Raw genomic sequence first — 24,297 nt, 5'->3', positions numbered from 1 at the left:
CTGGGAGAGGTGGAGAGCGTGACGGATGAGGCGGGAAGGACCACCCGGTACGTCTATCTGCCGGGCGGGCAGTTAAAAGAGATCCGCCACCCCGACGGGACAGGGGAATCCTTCACCTATGACGGGAACGGGAACCTGAAAAGCCACACCCTTCCCACCGGGTTCGTCCTTTCCTGCACCTACGACTGCATGGACCGGATCACAGAGATCCGGGGGAGCGGCGGGGAGAGCAGGAGGTACACTTACGACGCCCTGGGGAACGTGACGTCCATGACGGACGGACTGGGGAACAGGACCCGGTATGAGTATTCCCTTTCCGGGCAGCTCACAAAAGTCATAGACGCTCTCGGGAATGAGACGGAGTATAGCTACGATGTGTGCGACCGGCTGGTGGAGATCCGCCAGTACGGGGAGGAGGGGAGCCTGGAGAGCCGGGAAGCGGGGACTTCCCCCACAGACGCGGCAGGGATCGACGAAGAGTGGATGGAAGCGGAGCGCCGCAGCGGAAGGAACCGGACCTGCCAGGTGACCCGGTACCTCCGGGACCTGAAAGGGCAGGTGACGGAGGTCATCGACGCCCTGGGACAGAGGGAGCAGTATGCCTATGACGGGAAAGGACAGCTCCTGTCGAAGCTGGACAAGGAGGGCTTCCTGACAAAGTATGCCTACACAAAGCAGGGGGACCTGTCCCGGATCCAGTACGCGGACGGGCGGGAAGTGAAGCTGTCCTACAACCCGCTGCGCCAGCTGATCCTTGTGCAGGACTGGCTGGGAGAGACGAAGATCACGCCGGACGCCCTGGGGCGGGCGACAGCCGTACAGTACCCGGACGGCAGGGAAGTATCCTATACCTATGGAAAGAGCGGGGAGCGGACAGGCATCACCTACCCGGACGGAAGGACCGTATCCTACGGATACGATGAACAGATAAGGCTTTCTGAGATGAGGGAAGGGGACCGGGTCATCACCTACGGTTATGACGCCTTTGGAAGACTGGCGCAGAAGAAGTTCCCCAACGGAACCGGGACGACCTATGCCTATGACAGCAAAGGCCAGCTGACGGAGCTGGTGCACCGGGACAGGGAAGGGGTGTCAGACCGGTATACGTATCTGTATGACCTGGCAGGGAATAAGACCGGGATCACGAAGGAGAGAAGAGGGCTGGAGTCAGAGAGCGGGGCCTATGCATACGGATATGACGCTTTGGGACGGCTGACCGGGATCCAGAAGGACGGGCAGATGCAGACCCGGTATGGGTATGACGCCTTCGGGAACCGCGTCCTGAAAGAGGACCGTGCAGGGCGGACAACCTACTGCCACAACGCCTTAAACCAGCTGATCACAGAGCTCCGGGAGGGCACCGATCCGGTAAATAAGAGTTTTGCCTATGATAAGCGTGGAAACCTGACCCGTATCACGGAGAACAGACAGATCACGCACCAGTATGTGTACGGGGCGCTGAACCGTCTGGAGGAAGCCGTGAACGGGGCCGGAAAGGCAGCGAAGTACCAGTACAACGGGCTGGGGCACCGGGTAGGGAAGCTGGAAGGGACACTGTCCAGAGGGCAGCTGGAAGGACTGGATCCCCGGAACGGAATCAAAGCGGAGACGCAGATCGGGAACCTGACTCAGATCCATTACACGATCGATCTGACAAGGGAGTACCACAACCTGCTGGAGAAAGCCGAGGGAGAGAAAAAGCAGACGTACTTTTGGGATGGGAACGTGGCATCCTACGAAGAGAATGGAAGACAGAGTTATTATCTGCAGGATGAGCTGGGAAGCCCAATTCGAATCGAGGATGAGACGGGAGCAGTAAGGGAAAGTTATGGCTACGGAGCCTTTGGAGAGGACCTGTATGGGAACCAGGGAAAGATGCAGCCGTTTGGGTATACGGGGTATCAGAGAGATAAGGTGGCTGGGACTTACTATGCTCAGGCGAGGGAGTATCAGGCGGATGCGGGGAGATTTCAGGGGATGGATTTAATACCGGGGATTATTGAAACTCCCTTCAGCATAAATCGATATAGTTATTGCTATAATAAACCAATTATGTTAAGTGATTTAAATGGGAAGAAGCCAATATCAAACAATACACCGACAGAAAATGAATGTACGCAAGGCTTTTTTGTGATATTAATTATGGTGATATTGAAGGTCCTAATATTAATTTAAATGTGGTAGATTGGTTTAATGATAAAAAGGGAAGAGATATTGGAATAGAATTGTTGGATATTTCTGGAGGATTATCAAAAATAGGATACAAAGATGGAGAAGGTTTATTCCAAGGAACATATTCTTTAGAATACCTTCATGGAGATATAAATGCTTCACTGTCATCTGATTATGTTGGCCTTAAAGCACAGGGATCATGTGTGACTGCAGAAGGTAAAATAAGAGTTTTAGAACTATTTGGAAAGAGGATATATATAGGAGCAAGTATAGACATTATTTCATTGGGAGCAAAAGCTGGTTTTGATCCCGATGAAAATAAATTGGAAATAGGTATTGGTCTGGGGGTTGGAGGAGGAGTAAGCATCAGTTGGGAAGATGCAACTTGTAATGATTAACAAAAACTGACGTTAAAATAATGAGTTTGAAAATGAGAGAGATGAGCACGTTAAAAAGGTGGAGGTGACAAAATGTGCATATTAATAAGGCGAGAAGAAAAAAAGGGGAAGCATTATGAGCACACATTTTACTCGCCTCAAATTCCACGGTTGATCGGTTATACTAATTATCGTAACACTACTGAAAGGTTCCAATGGAAAATAGTTGCCGGGGATGTATGGGAATGGAGGCAAATAAACAGGAATTATAGAATCCTGGATTATATTCCAATTGTAAATGTCATAAAATCTTTTGTACTGCAATTGAAATATAAAATTTACAAAAATGAGATATGTATAGGAAATGCTTTTTTTAATGGAATACATAGTAAAAATTATTTCCAAATCTATAATAAAAAATATTTTTGTTGTCCTGGTAATACCAATATTATACGTCCTTTCAAAAAATATGAATGGACAATTGAAAACGATAAATGCGAAACGGTGGTTAATATTGAACAAGAATATGGCAGATCTGTTTACAAAATTGAGAGACTGGATACAGATTTAAGTGTTGAGTTAATTATGCTTTCAATAATGCATATTGACATGACAGTTTTTTCTCGAGAAGGCAGACCTCCAATTACAGCAGGATAAAGAGGGAGAGAAAAATGAAGAAAAAAATGCAATTTATTGAAAACATAATCGGGGGAGCGGCTATAGTGAGTTCGCTAATAATTTATTCTGTAGAAGGAAAAGATAGTAGTGAGGTTATAGAAGACATAGTTTTTGGGATTGTTTTGTGCCTGATCAGCTTTTTAGTTTTTAGTTTTTTCTTCAAATTTATAAGGAAAGCTTTGAAGGAATCAGTATTCAGAACGATTACGACCGTGTTTTCTATATGCATGTTGATTTCTATTCTTTTCTTATGGGTAGGGATGCTGGTATTTCCGGCTGAAGAGGCAATCATAAATAATCAATTTATGATCGTTGGGGCTTATTTAGGATGTAAAACATCCAGAAATTTTTTGGACAATGGAGGGGCTTAGAATGGATAAGCAATAAAGAGCTCTCTTGGGTAGAGATCAGGGTAATGAATTAGGGGAACGGAAGCCTTTTGGTCTATGTGGTTTTAAATTTAAATGGACAGTTTCTTAATATTAGCACTACTTATTACTACAGGGATAGTGGGATTGCTTATAAAGCTAATACTGTACGCAATGCGGCCAAGGGGAAATTGTTGACTCTGCAGAAAATATCACAAAATGTGAAACAAGAGATGTGAAAAAGTAGCGGCAGACGAGAGTGGGACGATACGGGAATCCTATGGATACGGAGCTTTTGGAGAGGACCTGTATGGGAACCAGGGAAAGATGCAGCCATTTGGATATTCGGGGTATCAGAGAGATAAGGTGGCTGGGACTTACTATGCTCAGGCGAGGGAGTATCATCCAGGATTAGCCAGATTTGTAGAGCGAGATATAGTGAAAGGATGTACACGGTAAATCATATGTACCAGCGTATTTTTGGAATGGATAAAAGAAATGATGAGAGTGAAAAAGGTGAAGATTAAAAAACACTTTGATGGGACAGGGTATATCGACTTCTGGGCTGAAATTACCACTGATAATACAGTGAGATTGTGCAATGAGCTTATGAAGACTTCACATCTCCATGTCATTGCCAATGATATCTATAAATCATCTATATATGATAAGTGGCTAAATGCCGGGGAACGAGAAAGAATAAAAAACTGTCAGGGGATGGCAGACAGCATTTATTTTTATGTGGAACGTGGGAAGTTGGCAAAAATATTGGGTGATTTAATGAAAGCGGATGCCAAAGGGATAGCCATAATTGAAAGTAAAGAAAATGAAACTTTTTTCAGGAAATTTATTGATGAGCGAATTAGCACAAATAGTTGTCTGAAAGATGGGAAATTTAAATCAGTGTTCTATTTGGATATAGAAAATCATCCTTTTAATATAACATTTGCCTATAATTTGAATTATCACATACCTGGACTGGATGGGAAGTATTATATTCTTCCTTCTAAATTTGAATAATATTTTATATTGCTGCAATGCGTAAAACCAGCTGGCAGCGGAGACAGGAAATGTCAGGGAAAAAATAGTGTTTACAATTGAGGATACCTGTTTTATAATAATCACCTGTGAAACCGATGATGGGATATGTCAGATGAGCGGCATATCCTTTTTTACAGGGAAGAAACAGAAACTATAACAGATCGTGGAGAGGTGTCAGACAGATGAAAGCAGTGCAGCAGGACATGACGTCGGGGAGCCCGATGAAGATTATTTTGAACTTTACATTTCCCATCTTTCTGGGAAATGTCTTTCAGCAGTTTTACAATATGGCGGACGCGGTGATCGTGGGGAAGTTCGTAGGCACGGGAGCGCTTGCCGCCGTGGGAAGCACCGGTACGATCATGTTTTTGATCTATGGTTTTGTCGTAGGGATGACCGCAGGATTTACGGTCCTCACTGCGCAGAAATTCGGTGCGGGGGACATGGACGCAATGCGGAAGACCGTGGCAGGGGCATCGGTACTGTCCCTGATCATAGGCGCGGTCCTCACGGCGGCGTTCATGCTCCTTATGAAGCCGTGGCTGGAACTGATGAACACGCCGGAGGACATCTTCAGGGACGCCTATTCCTATATCATGATCATCAGCGCGGGCATCCTTGCGCAGATGCTTTATAATCTGCTGGCAAGTATATTGAGGGCGCTTGGGAACAGCAGGGTGCCCCTGTACTTCCTGATCCTTTCCGCGCTGCTCAATATCGTGCTTGACCTGGTCCTCATCATTTTCTTCCACATGGGGACAGCGGGAGCCGCAGTGGCTACGGTCATCTCGCAGGGGGTGTCAGGGCTCCTCTGCCTGGGATACATAGTAAAAGCAGTGCCGGCCCTCCGCCTGCACAGAGAGGACTGGCACCTGTCCGGCTCGCTCCTGGGGATTCAGCTTCGGATCGGGATCCCGATGGCGCTCCAGTATTCCATCACAGCGATCGGCACGATGATGGTCCAGTCGTCCCTCAACATCCTGGGATCTACGCTTGTGGCGGCGTTTACCGCAGCCGGCAAGATCGAGCAGGTAGTCACCCAGGCATACGTGGCCATGGGGACAACGATGGCTACTTACGGAGCCCAGAACATGGGGGCAGGGAATGTGGCGCGTATCCGCAGCGGCTTTAAGGCCTGCACGATCATCGGCGTGATCTATTCCTGCATCGCCGCGGCGCTGGTGATGACTGTGGGAAAATATATGACATACCTTTTTGTGTCAGAAGATGTGGCGTCGATCATGGGTTCTGTGGATATTTATCTGAAGTGCGTGGGCGCGTTCTTTATCCCGCTCGCCGTTGTCAATATATACCGGAACGGGATCCAGGGGCTTGGGTATGGCATCCTGCCCATGATGGCAGGCGTGGCGGAGCTGGCGGGAAGAGGCATCGTGGCAATGATCGCCGCGGCGCTGAAGAGCTATACCGGGGTCTGCCTGGCAAGCCCTGCAGCCTGGATATTGGCGTCCGCGCTGCTGATCGGAATGTATTATTACATTGTAAAAATCGATATCAAAAAAATATTCCGGGGCAAAAACCCGGAACCGAATGCTTTAGGCGAAGTCCAATGACCATGCATACCGACTGCATACACAGTCATTGTCTTCTTGAATTTATATCTGTATCTTAACAGGGAATTGTGAATCGGCTGTGACAAGATATGGAAATAATTTTAAAGATTCTAAAAATTAGATAAAGAGAAAGGAACGACGAATTTTACGCGGCGCAGATCCCGCCCGGTCCTGTTGTGACCGGTCCCGGATGTGCGCCGCGTATGATTTTGAGCGAGGCCTCTGTTGTGAGAAATTTCGGGTGTGAGGAGTTGTTCCCGGTTGTGAGGAGTTTTACTGAGTTTCTCCGGGAACGGGTGAATGAGCGGGTCAATGAGATTGCCCTTCGCCCGTATCGTAAGGAGTCTGCCGGACAGTGTGCATCATCTCTTTTGAAGATGTCGTCCAGCGCTCCTTTTCAGACTCAAACCGTTTGAAAAGCCATGCCACTGCCTGGTCCATCCCTTCCTCTGACATAGGGAAGGTGCAGCTCTCCTTTTCATCATCCGGAGTATCTTCAAAACACCATGGCTCCGGATAGATAAAGACAGTGAATGTGGTGCTGTTTTTACCGTCGTCACCCCGGAAAAGATAGCGCATGCCATTATGGCTCCCGGAGAAGGGTTCTTTTTTCAGTCCCCCATAGGGGATCAGCCGTTTATCGATCATAGCCGGTACCTCTCTTTATTTTCTTTGGATCCTGGATCTCAGAGTACAGTATATCACTGTGCAGCGTTTGCCGCAAACTTTGTTGTCACCAGGTCGTCATACGGAACTCTTTCCTCCAGCTCGCCTGCGCTCTCCAGGATATCCTGGAGCAGGTCAAAGCTGCTCTCCTCGAAAATGAGGTTGCTCTTCCATGTATCCTGGTCGTAATAGCGCGTCACGATCGTTGTGATCGTCTCCAGGTCTGTCTCCGGGAACTGGGGCTCGATCACAGCGGCGATCTCTTCCGGGGTGTGGTCCCGGACATAGTCCATCCCTTTCTGGAGCGCATTGGTGAAACCCTGGATCACGTCAGGATTCTCATCGATATAGCTCTGCTTCGCGCTGAACGCCGTGTATGGGACATAGCCGCTGTCCTCGCCGAGGGATGCGACAACATAGCCCTTGCCCTGGGATTCCAGTGTGGTCGCGCCTGGCTCAAATTCTACGGTAAAATCTCCCTGCCCTTCTGAGAACGCAGCGGCCGTGGAACCGAAATCAATGTTCTGGTTGATCTCCAGGTCGGTCCCGGGATCGATCCCGTTCTGCTTCAGGATATACTCGAAGACCATCTCCGGCATCCCGCCTTTGCGCCCACCGAGGACAAGGTGTCCCTTTAAATCTTCCCATGTGAAATCCGGCATCTCTTCCCGTGCCACGAGGAAATTGCCCGCGCGCTGTGTGAGCTGCGCAAAGTTGACCACATGGTCCGTGGCGCCCTCGGCGTAGGTGTAGATGGAAGCCTCGGAGCCCATGAAGCCGATGTCCGCTTCGCCGGAGATGACCGCGGTCATCGTCTTATCTGCACCAAATCCGCACACAAGCGTCAGGTCGATCCCTTCCTCTTCAAAATACCCTTCTTCGATCGCCGCATACATCGGTGCGTAGAAGATCGAATGCGCGACCTCATTCAATGTGACCTCCACAAGTTCTTTCTGCGCTGTCTCTTCTGAGGGAGTACTCTCCGTGCCTTCGGCCTTTCCTCCGTCCGCCTCCTGCGCGCACCCGGCGAGGAGGGAAATCGAGAGGACAGCAGCGCTTAAAAGAGATAAAATACGCTTTTTCATAATACCTCCATATCTCTGTCTCATATTGATTCCCTAATAATATATGAGGAGAAAAACAGAAGGTTCATATAGAAAAACCTGCGGAAACAGTGAGGCCATATCCGGCGGCAGGGCGTTCCCGCCGGGGAATGGAGCTGTTTCAGCAGGTTTTTAACAAAGCAATTAACACTAAATAGGATCTTTGACGATCACCAACTGTTATCAGTCGTCATACTCATCTGCATAATCATCTTCAAATGCATCGTCATAATCATCGTAATCATCCCCGCCTCTTGACGTGATCGCAAGGATCAGGGAGATTACTGCCAGCACCGCGGCAGCGACCGCAGCGATGAAAAGCTGCAGGTCATCTCCTCTCTTGAGGAAGGCAAACACAGCGCTGCCAAGATAGAAGAGCATGGGCAGCAGGAATGCGAAAACATTGTTCGTCTTTATAGTGATAAAATACAGCAGTGCGGATACGAGCAGGCAGAGTGCAAGTATCGCAAAGGTCATGCCTGCGACTCCGCTGTCTGTTGACGACGAAAATCCTGTCGTAAATCCCATGTATAAAAAGTATCCAAATCCGAGAAGGGAAATGATACCGAGGATCACGCGCATTGCGCGGAATCTCGGAGTGCTTTCATAATAATCATCGTCATCATCATAGTCATCAAATTCCGGCTCAGCAGGTTTTGACACCGGTTTTGCAGCCTTTTTTCTGTCTGTCTGTGCGGGAGATGAGCCTGATGTACCCTGTTTATCATCCTCAGGCTGGATCTTTTTCTTTTTCACAGGTTTGCCGATCGCGCCGGTGGCGAGCATATCGCCGTAACTCTTGCGGGCAGCAGTTTCATGCTTTGTCCGGACTTTTTCCGGCGGGATATTACTGTAACGCTTTTCTTCAGGCTCTTCTGTATGTGCGCTCTGGACCGGGCGCTTCTTAACCGTTTTTTTAGCGGGAGCGCCTCCATCTTTTGCAAGAGCTGCCGGAGAAGCGACTTTCTGCGTTGTCCCGCTTACCGCAGCAGAAGCTGTCTTTGCAGCGCTATCCTTTGAGGGGACGTTTTTCTTTGAGGCATCCCCCTTTTCCGCCGCAGCTACCTTCGCGGCATTTTTTTTCGCGCGCTGCCTGTCAAGGTTCCACTGCTTGCGGCAGTCCCGGCAGATCGCATATTCGTTAAAGACCGGATCACCATTTTCATCGGTGCCAATCTGCTTATTCTTTAACTCAAGCTCTTTTCCACATATCGGACACTTCATAAGATCTATACTCCTCTCTCTGGCTGACAAATTTACAACACCGATATTATAACATTTCGAGGACGCAAGAACAATGAAAAAATGTAATATCCACTCGAAAAGTGCAAGATTTCCGCGAATTATGACGAAGTGCCGTGCCTGGAGGAGTGGTGCTTTTTATCAGGGCGGACAGTCTGTCCGTCAGCTGCACTGCTCTTAGCTGCAGGAGACATATACTGGACAATATCATTATAAGAGTCCAGTTCATCTTCATTCCGGGGAAGCGACGGGATCAGTCCCGTACAGTCTGTTGTAGACGCGGCATTTGCCAGATAGTCAAAGTTATCGGTCAGTTTTGTCTGATCTTTTTCTTTCAAGATGATCCACCTCGGTTTCGTATTTTTCGGTTAGTATCCCCGGGAGAGGAAATTGTATTCCCGCAAAAATGTGATATACTGTTTTATGGCGCAAGAACGCGGCATACTGGAGCCGGTTTTACCGGAGCTGGTTTTACTGGAGCCGGTTTTGGCCGGCGGATATAAAATAAATGTAGTGCAAAGGAGAATGGAAATGAAGATCATCGCAGATACACACGCGCATACTCTGGCAAGCGGACATGCATACAGCACGATCAGGGAAATGGCAGCGGCAGCTAAGAAGCGGGGCCTCAAAGCGCTCGCCCTCACAGAACATGCCCCGGAAATGCCGGGCACATGCGGGTTGTTCTACTTTCAAAACCTGGATGTAGTCCCCAGAGAAGCAGATGGCGTACGGCTCCTGATGGGAGCGGAAGTCAATATCATGGATCCGGACGGGACGGTGGACCTTCCCGAAAAGACCTGCCGGGACCTGGACATTGTAGTGGCAAGTATCCATCCGCCATGTTATGGACTGGATCATACGCGGGAGGAAAACACCCGCGCCTATGTGGAGGTAATGAAAAAGCCTTATGTCAATATCATCGGGCACCCGGACGACGGCAGATTTCCTTTTGACTATGAAACGATCGTCCGCACAGCGAAAGAGACGGGAACGCTCCTTGAGATCAATAATTCCTCCATGCGTCCCCAGAGCAGCAGGAAAGGGACAAGAGAAAACATCCTGACCATGCTCGACCTGTGCAGGCAGTACGAGGTGCCCGTGACGACCGGAAGCGACGCCCATGTAGATGTGGATGCGGGAAATTTCACGAATGTCAGGGAAGTACTGGATTATTGCAATTTCCCGGAGGAGCTGGTCATAACGACCGATTGGGACCGGCTGAAGGAATTTCTGGGCATCCGCTGAAAGAGAAGAGGGGACTGGCAGGGGGAGGGGCGCTGACAGAGAGAAGGAGGCGCCGCGGAGAAGAGGGGGCAGAGTCAGAAATAAAATGGTGGACTTTAAAAGTTTAGTGTGCTAAAATACAAGAGTGACCTGGAGAAGCAGGAGATATGCCATACATAGCAGCTGCCTGCGACCCGGTCAGATTTTTGCCGCGGGGCTTATAAAGGAGACGTATCTATGAGTAAGAAGATAAGGACAGAGGCAGTCGACTATCTTTTTAAAGCAATCCTCAGTCTGAAAAATAAAGAGGAATGCTATATATTTTTTGAGGACATCTGTACGATCAACGAGCTGCTCTCATTATCCCAGAGATTTGAGGTTGCAAAAATGCTGAGAGAGCAGAAGACTTATCTGGAGATCGCGGAGCAGACCGGCGCTTCGACAGCAACGATCAGCCGCGTGAACCGTTCCCTGAACTATGGAAACGACGGCTATGACATGGTATTTGAGCGCATAGATAAGGAAGAAGAGAAAAAAGACGATTGAGTCTTGAAGACAATGCGGATACTGAAAGAGAAATACCGGAAACCGGCATGGGTGAATGTGCGGTTTCCGGTTTTCTTATGCAAAAATAAAAATGTCAAAAAAAATGAACCGATGCGGAACTGGCGGCGTATATAAGGTGAAAAGAGAGCAAAGGGAATGGAGGTGAGGCTTTGGAGGCGAGGGAAATCGAGAGATGCATAGATGAATTCGGCGCAGACGTTTACAGGTTCTGCCTGAAGCTCTGCATGAACAGGGAGGATGCGGAAGACCTGTACCAGCAGACATTCCTGCAGGCGCTGGAGAGAGAGGCAGCCCTGGAATGGGAGAGAAATCCCCGGGCTTTTTTCTTTGCCATGGTGCACAGCCAGTGGAAGAGCAGCAGAAGAAAAGCAGCGAGGCGCAGCGGGATCGCGCAGTGTACGAACATGGAAGAAGGACAGGAACATATGGTCTGCTCAGGAGAAGACATAGAAGCAGATTATTTCCGCAGAGAGATGATATCAGAGATCAGCCGTATCATCCAGGATCTCCCCGATAAGTTTCGGGTCCCGCTGATCTTGTTTTACCTCTTTGAGTTCAAAGTCGAACAGATCGCAGAGATGACGGGAAAGCCGCCGGGGACAGTGAAAAGCCGCCTGTTTAAAGGCAGAAAGATAGTCAAAAAGAGATTGGAGGAAGCTGGTTATGGCGAAGAAAGATTTTAATACAGAGTTTGACGGATTGCTCCGGGAAGCTCTCAAAACCACGGATAAGCCGGATGTCAGGCTGGATAACGGACTGAAAGCAGAGCTCTATGAGCGGGAGCGCTTCCTGAGACAGGGCAGGGCGGGCAGGAGTATTTCTCTCTGGTACCTGCCTATGGTATTGAATCTTATCCTGTTTCTTTTGCTTGGAACGGCTCTTGTCCTGCTGATCGACAGTCTGTATCTTTCGGTACTGGCTGCTGCGGCCTGTGTCTATATGGGGATCGCAGGAGTGGTGATCACCGTAGTCGGAATAAAAAGAACGGATCTGAGAGAAGAAATCTCGGTCCATATAAAAAAGGGGGAACAGAGATATGAAAAGGCATAGTGACATAAAATACCGAAAAAACGGGAAAAACCGCGGTTTGATCTTGGCTGCCGCGATCATCGTTTTGTTTATCCTTGTGAGATTTGGGATATTCTTTGCCGTGAGCGGCGGATTCAGTGGAATTGCGATGGCAATCCCGCTGTTTTTCCTGGGAGTTATCTTCTTCTGGCTGCTCATGTCTGCGTTCTTTGGGGCGTGGGCCTACCAGGACTGCCGGAAGCGGGGGGATGATCCTGTCCTTTGGGTCATCATTATATTTCTCGCCACGCCTGTGATCGGGCTTCTGATTTATTTCCTGAGGCGGCGGGAGATCAAAAGACCCTGCCCCGCCTGCGGGCATCCCGTACCGCTGCGGGCAAAATACTGTGAGGAATGCGGGGCATATATTCAAAACAGGGAGGAAATGGAAAGAATGGAAAACAAAAAGGTACATCACAAAAAATATATTGCCGGCGGTCTGGTCAGCCTGGCACTTTTGATCGTATGCCTGACCGGAGTTATCGTGAGCGCATCCGGAGCCGGAAATGTAAATACTGATCCCTCGTCCAATGAGAGAGTGTGGAATCTGGGCTTGATCCAGATGAGCGTGAGCAATTACTGGGACGGAGTCTGGAACTTCAGTTTTAAACGGGCAAGCGACGGATTTGTAGAAGAAAGGAATATGAAGATCGAAGATGCAGAGACACAAAAGCTGCATGCAGACATATCCTGTGGCACCGTGCCTGACGGGGCAAGCCTCATCCTCTGGCTCGTGCAGGGGGACAGGGCAGAATCCGTGGATGTGACGGATCTTTCAAAACCGCTGGAATATCCTCTGGACGGATTTGAGGAAGGAAAGATCCATGTCAGACTCCAGATCAATGGGGTGGAGGACGTCACATCGGAGATCACGATAGAGTAAATCTGTATTTGTGGGGGAGCCGGGCGATTGGTGAAACGTCCGAAAACCGTTGGTTTGATGCAGGACGTTTTCGCGGCGGACGGGGATATGGCTCAGGTTCCGGTTCCGTAATCTGGGAAAGACGTAAAAGGGAGAAAACATGGCTAAAAGCAATTGTCCGGCGGAAGATTCGGCTCCGCCTCAGGCATCCGCCGGACAATTAACGCCACGCTTTCTCCCTTTAAGTCTTTCCGGCAGATTACTCCAAGTCACCGTCGCCATATCCCCGTCCGCCGCGAAAGGCGCATCAAATGGGAATGGTTTTCTGTGCGCATCCGATCGGAAGGTCCCCGCGGACAAATGCAGGATTTCGAAAGTTGGATGAAAGGGGAGCTTCTGTGGCGAAACAGGAATTTTTATCGGACGGAAGGTGACGCGGACTTCCGGGAGAGGGTCAGCCGTTCGATTTGGCGCAGCAAGCTGCGCCTCTCTTGTGATAGAATTCTGCCAGCTGGGGGAAGGTTATCTTTTGGCTGGAAAATCCTCTTTGTTGTAAGTTTCTCCCGACCAGAGTAGTTTTATCTTTTGCCGGGAAAGTTCCCTTCTCGCTACGTTTTTAAACGCTGCATTTGTCGGGGAACCTTCCGGCTTGAGTAAACCAGAAAACAGCGAAGCGCCTTTTTCGAAAACCTTTCAGCACGGGTGTGTGGGTGTCTGAGGTGACTGCGGAGGGGCTTGAAAAAACTTGAAATCCGGAACTATGTGTTGAAAGCAGCAGGGGGCTTGTCTGAGGCAACGCCGAGTTGCGCCCTGCTGCTTTCTGCTTTTAGCATAGTCCCGGATTTCTTAGTTTTTGCTGCCCCGGAGCCCCGGAGCCGAAGCCACCCACACACCCGTGCTGAATACGTCTTCGATATCTGCGCTTCACTGTTTTCGGACGTTTGACTCTACAGATGGCTCCCCCACAAATACAGATTTACTCCTTTGAAGCAAGCTCATCGATGAGTTTCTCGATCATCATTTTCTTGAGATATACGTCAAAGCTTAAACTGCACAGAAAAGCGAACAGTCGCAGCTCCTCCCTGTCTTCTCCTTCCGGCATGTCCTGGAAAGCTTGTCCTGATTTCTCATATGCTTCCTGAACCGATGCTTTCATGGGCTCGATGCGGGATTTCTCAATCTCGCAGACCTCCCGGTATACCTCAGAGAGCGACAGGGACTGCTCACCGGAAAAGTATTTCTCGCGCAGAGGCGTCAGGATCGTCTCGATATCCTTGATGGAAAGGATATTTTTGAAATAGTAGATCAGGATCAGGAGAAGAACATGCTCCTGAGAATATTTTTTCTTCACTGACGGCGGAAGAAGGTTGTTTTTTGAATAATTATTGATCATGGTCTTGGTCAGGATCTTGTCCTCGCTGTAACGTCTGGTGGAGGAGAGATGCTCATCCATAAAAGTAGTTACCTGATCCATGTACAGGTCAATGTTCGGGATCTCTTCCGGACGGATGTAGTCAACATGGTCCAGGCTTTCAAGGATGCTGTTTAATATATCATTTGTGTCGATTTTCATTTTATCACCTCGGTGTATCTATTATATAGTGACCAAAACTATATAGCAAGTGGAAAATCTGGTTGACTTTAGCGAAAACATGTTCGATAATAGACAGGAATCACTATAAAATTTGTGGATGCCAGACATTGATCTACAGGACATGAAGGAGATACAGATGAGTATATATGATACGCTGAATGAACCGCAGAAAGACGCAGTATTTCATACGGAAGGCCCGCTCCTCATCCTTGCGGGGGCAGGTTCGGGAAAGACCAGGGTGCTGACCCACCGCATCGCATATCTGATCGAGGAGATGGGGGTCAACCCGTGGAATATCCTTGCCATTACTTTTACCAATAAAGCGGCGGGAGAGATGCGCCAGAGAGTGGATGACCTGGTAGGGTTCGGCTCAGAGAGCATCTGGGTGAGCACATTCCATTCAGCGTGCGTGAGGATCCTGAGGAGATACATAGACCGGCTCGGATATGATAACCGGTTTACGATCTATGACACAGACGACCAGAAAACACTGATGAAAGAAGTGTGCCGCAGGGCGGACCTGGATACAAAACGGTTTAAAGAGAGGATGCTCCTGTCCGTGATCTCTTCTGCGAAAAATGAAATGATCATGCCTGAGGAGTTCGAACTGAACGCGGGGGGTGACTTTGCGCAGCAGCAGATCGCCAAAGCATACCGGGAGTATGAGGCGCAGCTCCGTGCAAATAATGCCCTGGATTTTGACGACCTGCTCGTAAAGACCGTGCAGCTTCTCGATACGCAGCCGGATGTGAGGGAGAGCTATCAGGAGCGGTTCCGTTATATCATGGTGGACGAGTATCAGGACACGAATACCGTGCAGTTTAAGTTGGTCAGTCTGCTGGCGGGAAAATACAGGAATCTCTGTGTGGTCGGAGATGACGATCAGTCGATCTATAAATTCCGGGGAGCAAATATCCGCAATATCCTTGATTTTGAGAAGGAGTACCCGGACGCCCGTGTGATCAAGCTGGAGCAGAATTACCGTTCGACCGGGAATATCCTCGATGCGGCAAATGGCGTGATCCGCAATAATAAAGGGCGCAAGGACAAGACGCTCTGGACTGATAACGGCGTGGGCGAGAAGATCACTCTGAGGCAGTTTGACACAGCTTATGATGAGGCGGAATTTATCGCAGAGGATATCAGAGAGAGCGTTTCGGAAGGGGCGTCTTACAATGACAGTGCGATCCTTTACAGGACGAATGCACAGTCCCGTCTGTTCGAAGAGAAATTTGTGGCAATGAATATCCCGTATAAGATCGTAGGGGGCATTAACTTCTATGCCAGAAAGGAGATCAAGGATATCCTTGCCTATTTAAAGACTGTGGATAACGGACAGGATGACCTTGCTGTGCGCAGGATCATTAACGTGCCGAAGAGAGGGATCGGGCTGACCACGGTCAACCGGATCCAGGAGTCGGCGGCAGCAAGAGGCATCGGATTTTATGAGGCGCTCCTCGCGCCGGAGCTTATCGCCGGAGTGGGGCGCAGCGCGTCAAAGCTGGATTCCTTTGCGGCGCTGATCGAGTATTTTAAGGGGCAGGCAGAGCGGGAGAGTCTGACGGACCTTTTAAATGAGATTATAGAGAAGACGGGATACATTGAGAGCCTGGACGGGGATACCCCGGAGGAAAATGAAGCGCGGATACAGAATATCGATGAGCTTGTCAGCAAGGCCGCCGCTTATGAAGAGGACTGCGCGGACCGGGATGAGGCGGCGACATTGAGCGGATTCCTGGAAGAGGTGGCTCTTGTGGCAGATATTGACAGCCTGGATGAAAACCAGGATTATGTGGTGCTCATGACCCTGCACAGCGCCAAAGGGCTGGAATTCCCGCGGGTTTATCTGGCAGGGATGGAAGACGGACTGTTCCCGAGCTATATGACGATCACAGGCGATGACCCCGAAGAACTGGAGGAAGAGCGCAGGCTCTGTTATGTGGGCATCACACGCGCAGAGCAGAAACTGACCCTTACCTGCGCGAGGAAGCGGATGGTAAGAGGAGATGTGCAGTATAATAAAATGTCCCGGTTTATCAGAGAAATCCCTATGGAGCTGCTGGAGACAGGCAGCGGCAGGGCGGGCAGCGCCACGACAGGCAGCGACAGGCTGGCGTGGGATCCGGGAGAAGAGGAAATCCCTTTTGGGACCGGAAGCGCAGAGAAAGGTATTTCCCGGGGAATGGATCCGATATATGAAAATGCAAAAAAGGCATTCCGCGCAAAACCTTATCAGGTGGGCGCGGCGAATGCCGGCACAGCAGGGAAACCCTCCTTTTCATCTCTTCAGAAAGGCAGCCAGCTTACAGCCCAGAAGGGCGGAGCGTTGACCTATGGGGTCGGAGACCGGGTCCGCCATGTGAAATTCGGAGAGGGAACTGTGCTGGACATCAAAGAAGGCAGCAGAGATAAAGAAGTGACCGTAGAGTTCGACACTGTCGGCGTGAGAAAGATGTTCGCCATGTTTGCCAAACTGGTGAAGGTAGGATGAGCTGATGATGGGCTGATTTTAACATTTTGGAATAAACTAGTAGTAATCTGAAAATGTTAGTGGTATAATATCAGAAAGTAAGCGCTGTCTCAGAGACAGGGAAAGGACGTGTATTATGAACAAAATAGAAGAGATGATCGCTGAATCAAAATTAAGTGAGATCCTTCATAAAAATGAGGCAGAAAAACAGAGAAACACAGTGATCTGGGTACTGGCGATCATAGGCGCGGTCGCAGCAGTTGCAGGAATCGCATATGCTGTATACCGTTTCTTTACACCAGACTATCTGGAAGATTTTGAAGACGATTTCGATGATGATTTTGACGATTACTTCAGCGAGGACGATCAGGTATAATCGGCTGGGGAAAAGGAAAAGAGCAGAGCAGGCAGGATGTGGGAAACAGCACCCTGCCTGTTTTGATGTGTTTTGGTGTAGGGAAAATGTGAAAAAAGTGTGAATGGGGTCAGACCCCTCTTAAGAGGGGTCTGACCCCGTTGGGGAGAATATTCTGACAATTTGGAGGAGACGATGAAAAAAGGGCAGATATTTGAAGGGATTATTGAAAGAGTGGATTTCCCAAACAAAGGAATTGTATATGTTCCAGCGGAAGATAAATATGTTACAGTAAAAAATGGCATCCCCGGGCAGAAGATCCGCTTTATGATCAATAAGTTCAAGGGTGGAAATGCGGAGGGAAGGCTTCTTGAAGTCCTGGAAAGGTCGCCTCAGGAAACCCGCCAGCCGGTCTGCAGTATCTTCCCGGAATGTGGGGGATGTATGTACCAGACCATGCCTTATGAAGAACAGATGAAGATGAAGGAAGGGCAGATACGGCGTATCATGGACAGGGCGGTGAAAGGAGATTATGTCTTTGAAGGCGTGAAAGCCAGTCCAAAAGAGTTTGGATACCGGAACAAGATGGAATTCTCTTTTGGTGATGAATACAAGGACGGGCCCCTCTCTCTGGGACTGCATAAAAAGGGGAGTACATATGACGTACTCACCGCCGCGGACTGCAAATTGGTACATGAGGATATGAATAAGATCCTTGTATGCGTGCTGGAATATTTCAAAGAACGGAATGTGAGTTATTATAAGAAGATGCAGCATACAGGATATCTGCGTCATCTGCTCTTAAGGCGAGGGGACACGACAGGGGAAATCCTTGTGAACCTGGTGACGACTACACAGGAGGAGCATGATCTGGAACCGCTTGTAAGCGAACTGCTTGGCCTGGAGTTGGAAGGGAAGATCGTGGGTATCCTCCATATCCTGAATGATTCTCTGTCGGATGTGGTAAAGAGCGATGAGACCCGTATCCTTTATGGACAGGATTTTTTCTACGAAAGGCTTCTCGGCCTCGAGTTTAAGATCACTCCGTTTTCTTTCTTCCAGCCGAATACGAGTGGCGCGGAGGTGCTGTATGAAACCGTGCGGGAGTATATCGGTGATATCCATGACATGACGGTTTTCGATCTGTTCAGCGGAACCGGGACGATCAGCCAGGTGCTGGCACCGGTGGCAAAGGAAGTCGTGGGCGTGGAGATTGTTGAAGAGGCGGTCGAGGCTGCAAAGGAAAATGCTTCCAGAAACGGTATTTCCAACTGTAAATTCATAGCAGGCGATGTATTTCAGGTACTGGACCAGATCGGAGAGAAGCCGGATGTGATCGTGCTGGATCCGCCGAGGGACGGGATTCATCCGAAAGCGCTGCCGAAGATCCTGGAGTACGGCGTGGAGCGCATCGTGTATATCTCGTGCAAGATGACGAGCCTGGCGAGGGATCTGGAGATGATGCAGCTCGCGGGGTATCGGGTGGAGAAGATGACGGCGGTGGACCAGTTCTGCGAGACGGTGCACTGCGAGGTGGTGTGTGCTCTGTCAAAGCCGGAAAAGTAAAAACAGCAGATATATGATGGAGGGAAAACGATGAGGAAACACTTTGAGCTTAGCTGTATTTCTCTTAAAGTCTCCCTGATTGCATTGCAACGGGCGGAGCTTCCGCCGTATCTCGGATCCACTTTGAGAGGCGTGATTGGACAGGCATTGCTCCAAACAGACAAGGAAATCTGTGCGTTCTTATATCGGAACGGTGAAGAAGCGGGCGGGGGAAAGGTTATTGCGAAACCTTATATGATTATCCCACCGGACATTTGCATGCCCCAGACTGTGATCGGGCAGGGAGAGAAACTTGGGTTTGAGATTTTACTTTTCGGATGCGCAGCGAAATATGCTGCATCAGTAGTTTCTGCTCTGGAGCAGCTCTATAGATTCGGTTTAGGGGCGCACAGATACAGATTCGAGTTATCTGAAATTATAAACAGCCAGACACAGAGGATTATCTGGCGGCAGGGACAGTACTATAAAGATGCTGTAACTTCGATTCCTATACAGGGTTACGAACTGCAGAATGTTAAGGGTACAGTGGTCAAACTTTGTACTCCGCTCAGAATCCGCCATGGCGGACAGCTGGTAAAGCAGATATCCTTTCAATCACTGATCCGAAATATAACAAATCGTGTTATAGCGCTTTCAGAGCGTTACGGAGGATGGATAGACTCGGAAGAGGTGGAACAGCTCGTAGTATTGGCTGAGAAAGTGCGGGTTGTAAAAGAAGAAATTAAAGTAGAGCATATGGAGAGATATTCAAACCGTACAAATGGGAAGATGGATTTTAGCGGTCTGCTGGGAACTATCGAATACGAAGGGTGTCTGACACCGTTTGTCCCCTGGCTGTATGCGGCGCAGAGACTGCATGTCGGAAGAAATACCACATTTGGGATGGGGAAGATAGAAGTGTATTTTATATGAGTTTTATTTCCTTAGATTTCTGATGTGGTGCAATGGATGTTTTTAGTGATTTCTAATAAAAGGCAGCGCAACGACAGAGTGGTGCGAGTCTGGAGTAAACATAGAATTCCAGGGGGATTCGCACCGTGATTTTGAGGTGAAGTGAGAAGAAAAGCGTGCTGGAGGTTGTATTGAACGAAATTTATTGGTATAATCCCGTTTTCGACACTTTAACGAATTAGAAGAGCCGGAGACCCTTTAAACTTAAGGGTTTCCGGCTCAAACTGACAGAGAAAGATGTTGTATGTGAATGCTATTGTAAAAATTTTTTTATCATACTGTTTAATTCTTTTGGTCTGTAGTGAAGTCTGTCCAGTGGTAGCATAGTCAATCTGGTTAATGCGTCAAGGGCTTTGCTTCCGTTATAAAGCGCCATGTATTCAATATCGTGGACATTAGCGACGTTCATATTCTTTAAGGTGGTTATGAGATTGCTGGCTGTTACATGTGTTCCCTGATCATCTAGCCGGGCTTCCAGCAGGCGATAGACCAGAAGTGCGGTATAACAGATCAGAAAATGTGCCTTAATACGTTCCTGAAGCCTATGGTTGACCGGACGGCCGTCAAAGTTGGTTTTCATGATCCGAAAGCATTCTTCTATCTGGTATCTCTTATTGGATACTGCGAGGATATCTTTTGCGTGATCCTGCAGATTGGTCGCTACGGCATAGTAACCATCATATTTTTCTTCTTCGGCAATCTTATCCTGATCCAGGATATATTCCACGACTGCTGTTTCCCCCGATTTTGTTTTCGCTGTTCTTTTTAAGAAACGTTTTACATCGTTCGGACCTTTTTTGATCTCTTCAGGATCTTTTAACTCTAATAACTTCTTTGCCCGCTCAATCTGCCTGCTGCGGACAGATCTCTGATCTAATTTGTCAACTTATTTTTTAGGCTTTCGCCCGCTCAATCTGCCTGCTGCGGACAGATCTCTGATATTCCATCACCTTTCGGGAAAAAGTAATGATAATGCGCTGTTTAAGGACACCCTTCGCTTTCCGTTTCATAGTGCGTCCGTTCTTTAACGTCACATCTTCGTAGAGGCCGAGATCCAGTACCTTATCGGCATCTACCACTTTATAAGCAAAATCGTTATATAATTTCAGGTTTTCCTCTTCAAATCGGTCAAAGCTTTTCATTCCAGCGATCGTGACAGGTTTGTCATTGGAAAGAAGCCGGTAATCGTAGTCGTTGAAAACGGATTGTTTTAAAACACCGCTCATTTTTTTGATCGATTGCGTGACAATGAACGTCCTGCCGCCCATACTGTTAAATTTTCGGATGTTGTAAGAACCGAGACCGGCATCTGCGCAGTAGATAAATTTTGCATCCGGCAGCATTTTCATCACTTCTTTTTCCAGTGGGATAGCGGTAAGCTGTTCACTGGTGTTGCCGGGGTGGAGACACATGGTGATAGGGATGCCCCGCGAATCCATAAACAGCCCCATCTCTACGATCGGGTTAGGCCGATGCTCTTTGCTGAAACCGTACTGACGCATTCCCTTCATGATTTCTCCCGTGACTTCATCTACGACGTCTTCATCCGGCTGCTCTGATTCAAAATAGAAGTTGGAACAGTCATAGTAAAGGACAGAAGTATCTCTTTTTACGATCGTATTACTCTGCCTGAACAGCCATGCCAGGTAATCGTCATGGTTTTCTTCCAGTAAATCCATAAAACGCAGGATGTGCTGGTAATCAAAATCCGGCTGTTCATAGTAGGTGTCAAGCTTATGCCATGTGGCATGTTTTGAAAGCGGGTCGAGGATCCTTGCATAGGTAAGGAAACGGGATATCGTGTAACAATCGAAAGTAATCTTCCGGTCTTTCGTTTTCTGATGGAAGAAATCTCTGAGCCGGAGACCTTTCATAAGTTCCTGGAGGAAAAAGTATCCAATGTTCAGCCAGGTAGAGGAAGAAGCAGGGTCGTTTGTATGAGGAACACGTTGATTGAAATCAGCGGACAAAGTATATTCCACTTTTCCGGACCGGTATTCTTCATTCCACTTTCGTATCTCCTCGCGGACATAAGCCTCCGGGTCGTCCGTGATTTTCAGGAGTTCAGAATGTTTGCCGAACTTGATTATATTTTTAGATGTAACTTTTTTCCCGTTGCGAAATCCCTGCTGACCATAATAGGTAGGGTCTTTCAGGCGTTTATCAAAATAGAGCTTCAATCATTATCACCTCAAGACCATTATACCATAAACATGCAACACATGCAACATATAAAAAGATAAAATTTGACAAAAAAATACCGCATTTCTGCGGTTTGTAAGAATTTATTGATGATTCAACTGTTGAAAACCCGAACATAGAATTCCAGGGGGATTCGCACCGTGATTTTGAGGTGAAGTGAGAAGAAAAGCGTGCTGGAGGTTGTATTGAACGAAATTTATTGGTATAATTGCATAGGTAAGAGCAAAAAGCACAAAGGAAATTTGTGGATGATTGCGGTCGTTCCCCGTGCGGGAACGTGGATTGAAACCTCTATGTAAGGAAAATCATCCCCGGACTTCGTGGTCGTTCCCCGTGCGGGAACGTGGATTGAAACTCCGCTTTCAGGTCAATCGCCGCCTGCATTTCTGTCGTTCCCCGTGCGGGAACGTGGATTGAAACTGCCCGCTCTATCGCCATAATACAGCATGGCGATGTCGTTCCCCGTGCGGGAACGTGGATTGAAACAGCTCTTCTTCTGGACTTATCAGATCCAGTTTTTTCGTCGTTCCCCGTGCGGGAACGTGGATTGAAACGATGATAGATACAAGTTCAGTTGTGCAAACGTATAGTCGTTCCCCGTGCGGGAACGTGGATTGAAACAGTACAGTGTGCTGAACACCGAGAAGCTCGGAGCGACGTCGTTCCCCGTGCGGGAACGTGGATTGAAACCGAGGTTATTAGTGGAAATACTACCGCAGTAACTAGTCGTTCCCCGTGCGGGAACGTGGATTGAAACCCACGGAAATGCTATTATAACAAGGTAGGTCGCAGTCGTTCCCCGTGCGGGAACGTGGATTGAAACATGAAACTTAGCCTATCCGGTAGTTACGACATTTACGTCGTTCCCCGTGCGGGAACGTGGATTGAAACGACTGTAATATAATCATATAGCTGCTGTTTCACGGTCGTTCCCCGTGCGGGAACGTGGATTGAAACCGGTGAAACAAAACAGGTTATCCTCGAACTCAGTCGTTCCCCGTGCGGGAACGTGGATTGAAACTGCTGGTAGATCAGCATGTTATTGCGGACGGAATAGTGTCGTTCCCCGTGCGGGAACGTGGATTGAAACTTAGTTCCTCGCTACATTTAGCAAGTTTGCATCTTCGTCGTTCCCCGTGCGGGAACGTGGATTGAAACTATTAATGATAAATACAGCATCATTCTTGATTGTGTCGTTCCCCGTGCGGGAACGTGGATTGAAACCGTAAAAAGAAAATAGGATCGTAACGTAAGCGCTGGTCGTTCCCCGTGCGGGAACGTGGATTGAAACTGCTGTAATCCCACTATTTACAGCATCTGCATTTAGTCGTTCCCCGTGCGGGAACGTGGATTGAAACATCTTCTTTTTCTTGAGCTTTTTCCGCGGGCTTGTGTCGTTCCCCGTGCGGGAACGTGGATTGAAACTTTATCATTTGTTTGCACGCCGTACAGTAAGCCTTACGTCGTTCCCCGTGCGGGAACGTGGATTGAAATCCGACAGCCTCCAGCGCATCCGTCCAATACTGGTGTCGTTCCCCGTGTGGGAACGTGGATTGAAATCTGTACTGATCTCTCGCCCATCGGATCGCTTTCTGGTCGTTCCCCGTGCGGGAACGTGGATTGAAATCCATGAACAGGAATGCTTTAAACAGATTGGCATAGTCGTTTCCCTTACGGAAATAAGGATTAAAATACTGAAGCTGCAATGGGAGAAATAGTGTGATTATCTTTATCGTGAAAGCATCAATTTATTTAAGAAGTTTTAGTTGAAATACAGATTTGTGCAGGCAATCCAATACTGGAACTGCGATAAAACGATAAAAAATAAGAATGGTGTAAAAGAAATTTCCTTTTACACCGCCCTTATTTTTACATTATTGTAAAACTCGTTATTTCAATCCACAGGTTCCTGTTCCTGACCACAAATTATTGTATCAAATAAAAAAAAATACTTCAATAATTTTTATTATAATTACAATTTCAACGAATTTTAAAATATAAATATTGATTTTTAAATGAATGAAGAGTATAGTAACAATAAATGGAAGAAAAAGTGGAAATAATCGAATTGCTATTGGATTTAAATATAAATTATCGGAATATATAGCGCAATTTTTTGAGTGTTAAAAGCTTTAATATATTGTTGCTGATTTCATGAGCTGTCACCAGACTGCTCTCATGAGTTGTCTTTAAGTTGCTAAGTTTACTGTCACCGTG

At 48.1% G+C, this 24,297-nt stretch carries 21 protein-coding genes, 1 pseudogene and 1 CRISPR repeat array; of the genes and pseudogenes, 16 read left to right on the top strand and 6 right to left on the bottom strand.

Going from position 1 to position 24,297, the window contains the following annotated elements:
* The 7 genes from B5G27_RS15540 to B5G27_RS15510 all read left to right on the top strand — a co-directional run.
* On the top strand, positions 1 to 2,175 hold a 2,175-nt coding region (locus B5G27_RS15540; RefSeq protein WP_143449751.1), incomplete at its 5' end, for an RHS repeat-associated core domain-containing protein.
* Complete coding sequence (locus B5G27_RS15535) at positions 2,112 to 2,570, top strand: hypothetical protein (protein WP_143449750.1); 459 nt, start codon at positions 2,112 to 2,114, stop codon at positions 2,568 to 2,570. The genes B5G27_RS15540 and B5G27_RS15535, both read left to right, overlap by 64 nt.
* A gap of 72 nt (positions 2,571 to 2,642) precedes the next feature.
* Entirely contained in the window at positions 2,643 to 3,206 is a 564-nt protein-coding gene (locus B5G27_RS15530) for a hypothetical protein (protein WP_087179757.1), read from the top strand.
* Positions 3,207 to 3,220: 14 nt separating this feature from the next.
* A complete protein-coding gene (locus B5G27_RS15525) occupies positions 3,221 to 3,598 on the top strand; it encodes a hypothetical protein (RefSeq protein ID WP_087179756.1) in 378 nt (125 codons plus the stop codon).
* Between the two features lie 264 nt (positions 3,599 to 3,862).
* Complete coding sequence (locus B5G27_RS16970; RefSeq protein ID WP_143449752.1) at positions 3,863 to 4,054, top strand: RHS repeat-associated core domain-containing protein; 192 nt, start codon at positions 3,863 to 3,865, stop codon at positions 4,052 to 4,054.
* A gap of 39 nt (positions 4,055 to 4,093) precedes the next feature.
* A complete protein-coding gene (locus tag B5G27_RS15515; RefSeq protein WP_087179754.1) occupies positions 4,094 to 4,615 on the top strand; it encodes a hypothetical protein in 522 nt (173 codons plus the stop codon).
* A gap of 203 nt (positions 4,616 to 4,818) precedes the next feature.
* Positions 4,819 to 6,207: an MATE family efflux transporter gene (locus B5G27_RS15510; RefSeq protein ID WP_087179753.1), complete on the top strand. Its 1,389-nt coding sequence runs from the start codon at positions 4,819 to 4,821 to the stop codon at positions 6,205 to 6,207.
* Between the two features lie 309 nt (positions 6,208 to 6,516).
* Here B5G27_RS15510 and B5G27_RS15505 read toward each other — a convergent pair whose 3' ends face one another.
* From B5G27_RS15505 to B5G27_RS15490, 4 genes are all read right to left on the bottom strand, one after another.
* Positions 6,517 to 6,855, bottom strand: coding sequence for a hypothetical protein (locus B5G27_RS15505; protein WP_087179752.1), 339 nt, complete (start codon positions 6,853 to 6,855; stop codon positions 6,517 to 6,519).
* Between the two features lie 53 nt (positions 6,856 to 6,908).
* The gene (locus B5G27_RS15500) at positions 6,909 to 7,958 is read right to left on the bottom strand and encodes an ABC transporter substrate-binding protein (protein ID WP_087179751.1); all 1,050 of its coding nucleotides are present in this window, start codon (positions 7,956 to 7,958) and stop codon (positions 6,909 to 6,911) included.
* Positions 7,959 to 8,159: 201 nt separating this feature from the next.
* Positions 8,160 to 9,200: a hypothetical protein gene (locus B5G27_RS15495; protein ID WP_087179750.1), complete on the bottom strand. Its 1,041-nt coding sequence runs from the start codon at positions 9,198 to 9,200 to the stop codon at positions 8,160 to 8,162.
* A gap of 119 nt (positions 9,201 to 9,319) precedes the next feature.
* Positions 9,320 to 9,556 carry a hypothetical protein gene (locus B5G27_RS15490; protein ID WP_330399094.1) on the bottom strand — a complete coding sequence of 79 codons (237 nt, stop codon included), beginning with the start codon at positions 9,554 to 9,556 and terminating at the stop codon, positions 9,320 to 9,322.
* Between the two features lie 193 nt (positions 9,557 to 9,749).
* On the opposite strand from B5G27_RS15490, the gene B5G27_RS15485 reads away from it, so the two are divergent.
* The 5 genes from B5G27_RS15485 to B5G27_RS15465 all read left to right on the top strand — a co-directional run bounded on the left by B5G27_RS15485 (position 9,750) and on the right by B5G27_RS15465 (position 12,963).
* Positions 9,750 to 10,466 (top strand): phosphatase, encoded by a 717-nt coding sequence (locus B5G27_RS15485; RefSeq protein WP_087179760.1) that lies wholly within the window; start codon positions 9,750 to 9,752, stop codon positions 10,464 to 10,466.
* A 216-nt stretch (positions 10,467 to 10,682) separates the two neighbouring features.
* Positions 10,683 to 10,991, top strand: a complete 309-nt coding sequence (locus tag B5G27_RS15480) for a YerC/YecD family TrpR-related protein (protein WP_087179748.1) — start codon at positions 10,683 to 10,685, stop codon at positions 10,989 to 10,991.
* A 170-nt stretch (positions 10,992 to 11,161) separates the two neighbouring features.
* Positions 11,162 to 11,695 carry an RNA polymerase sigma factor gene (locus tag B5G27_RS15475; protein ID WP_087179747.1) on the top strand — a complete coding sequence of 178 codons (534 nt, stop codon included), beginning with the start codon at positions 11,162 to 11,164 and terminating at the stop codon, positions 11,693 to 11,695.
* Entirely contained in the window at positions 11,676 to 12,062 is a 387-nt protein-coding gene (locus B5G27_RS15470) for a hypothetical protein (RefSeq protein WP_087179746.1), read from the top strand. Before B5G27_RS15475 ends, B5G27_RS15470 begins: the two co-directional genes overlap by 20 nt.
* Entirely contained in the window at positions 12,049 to 12,963 is a 915-nt protein-coding gene (locus B5G27_RS15465) for a zinc ribbon domain-containing protein (protein ID WP_242958338.1), read from the top strand. The genes B5G27_RS15470 and B5G27_RS15465 overlap by 14 nt, the downstream gene beginning before the upstream one ends.
* A gap of 955 nt (positions 12,964 to 13,918) precedes the next feature.
* Here the strand turns inward: B5G27_RS15465 and B5G27_RS15460 are convergent.
* Positions 13,919 to 14,515: a DUF1836 domain-containing protein gene (locus tag B5G27_RS15460; protein ID WP_087179745.1), complete on the bottom strand. Its 597-nt coding sequence runs from the start codon at positions 14,513 to 14,515 to the stop codon at positions 13,919 to 13,921.
* Between the two features lie 157 nt (positions 14,516 to 14,672).
* On the opposite strand from B5G27_RS15460, the gene pcrA reads away from it, so the two are divergent.
* The 4 genes from pcrA (at position 14,673) to cas6 (ending at position 19,839) form a co-directional block, all read left to right on the top strand.
* Positions 14,673 to 17,027, top strand: a complete 2,355-nt coding sequence (gene pcrA / locus B5G27_RS15455; RefSeq protein ID WP_087179744.1) for a DNA helicase PcrA — start codon at positions 14,673 to 14,675, stop codon at positions 17,025 to 17,027.
* 115 nt (positions 17,028 to 17,142) lie between these two features.
* On the top strand, positions 17,143 to 17,382 hold the full coding sequence (locus B5G27_RS15450) for a hypothetical protein (RefSeq protein WP_087179743.1): 240 nt from the start codon (positions 17,143 to 17,145) through the stop codon (positions 17,380 to 17,382).
* Between the two features lie 174 nt (positions 17,383 to 17,556).
* Positions 17,557 to 18,927 carry a 23S rRNA (uracil(1939)-C(5))-methyltransferase RlmD gene (gene rlmD / locus B5G27_RS15445; protein ID WP_087179742.1) on the top strand — a complete coding sequence of 457 codons (1,371 nt, stop codon included), beginning with the start codon at positions 17,557 to 17,559 and terminating at the stop codon, positions 18,925 to 18,927.
* A 30-nt stretch (positions 18,928 to 18,957) separates the two neighbouring features.
* Positions 18,958 to 19,839, top strand: coding sequence for a CRISPR system precrRNA processing endoribonuclease RAMP protein Cas6 (gene cas6 / locus B5G27_RS15440; RefSeq protein ID WP_087179741.1), 882 nt, complete (start codon positions 18,958 to 18,960; stop codon positions 19,837 to 19,839).
* A gap of 292 nt (positions 19,840 to 20,131) precedes the next feature.
* Here the strand turns inward: cas6 and B5G27_RS15435 are convergent.
* Positions 20,132 to 22,058: pseudogene (locus tag B5G27_RS15435) on the bottom strand (IS1634 family transposase).
* A gap of 279 nt (positions 22,059 to 22,337) precedes the next feature.
* A CRISPR array of direct repeats spans positions 22,338 to 23,707; the repeat unit is 32 nt; unit sequence GTCGTTCCCCGTGCGGGAACGTGGATTGAAAC.
* Positions 23,708 to 24,297: the final 590 nt, after the last annotated feature.

The organism is Lachnoclostridium sp. An76, from assembly GCF_002161355.1.
Classification (GTDB): Bacteria; Bacillota; Clostridia; order Lachnospirales; family Lachnospiraceae; genus Mediterraneibacter; species Mediterraneibacter caccavium.
Note: the sequence above shows the minus strand (reverse complement) of the source record. Positions and strands in the feature narration are given on the sequence as shown.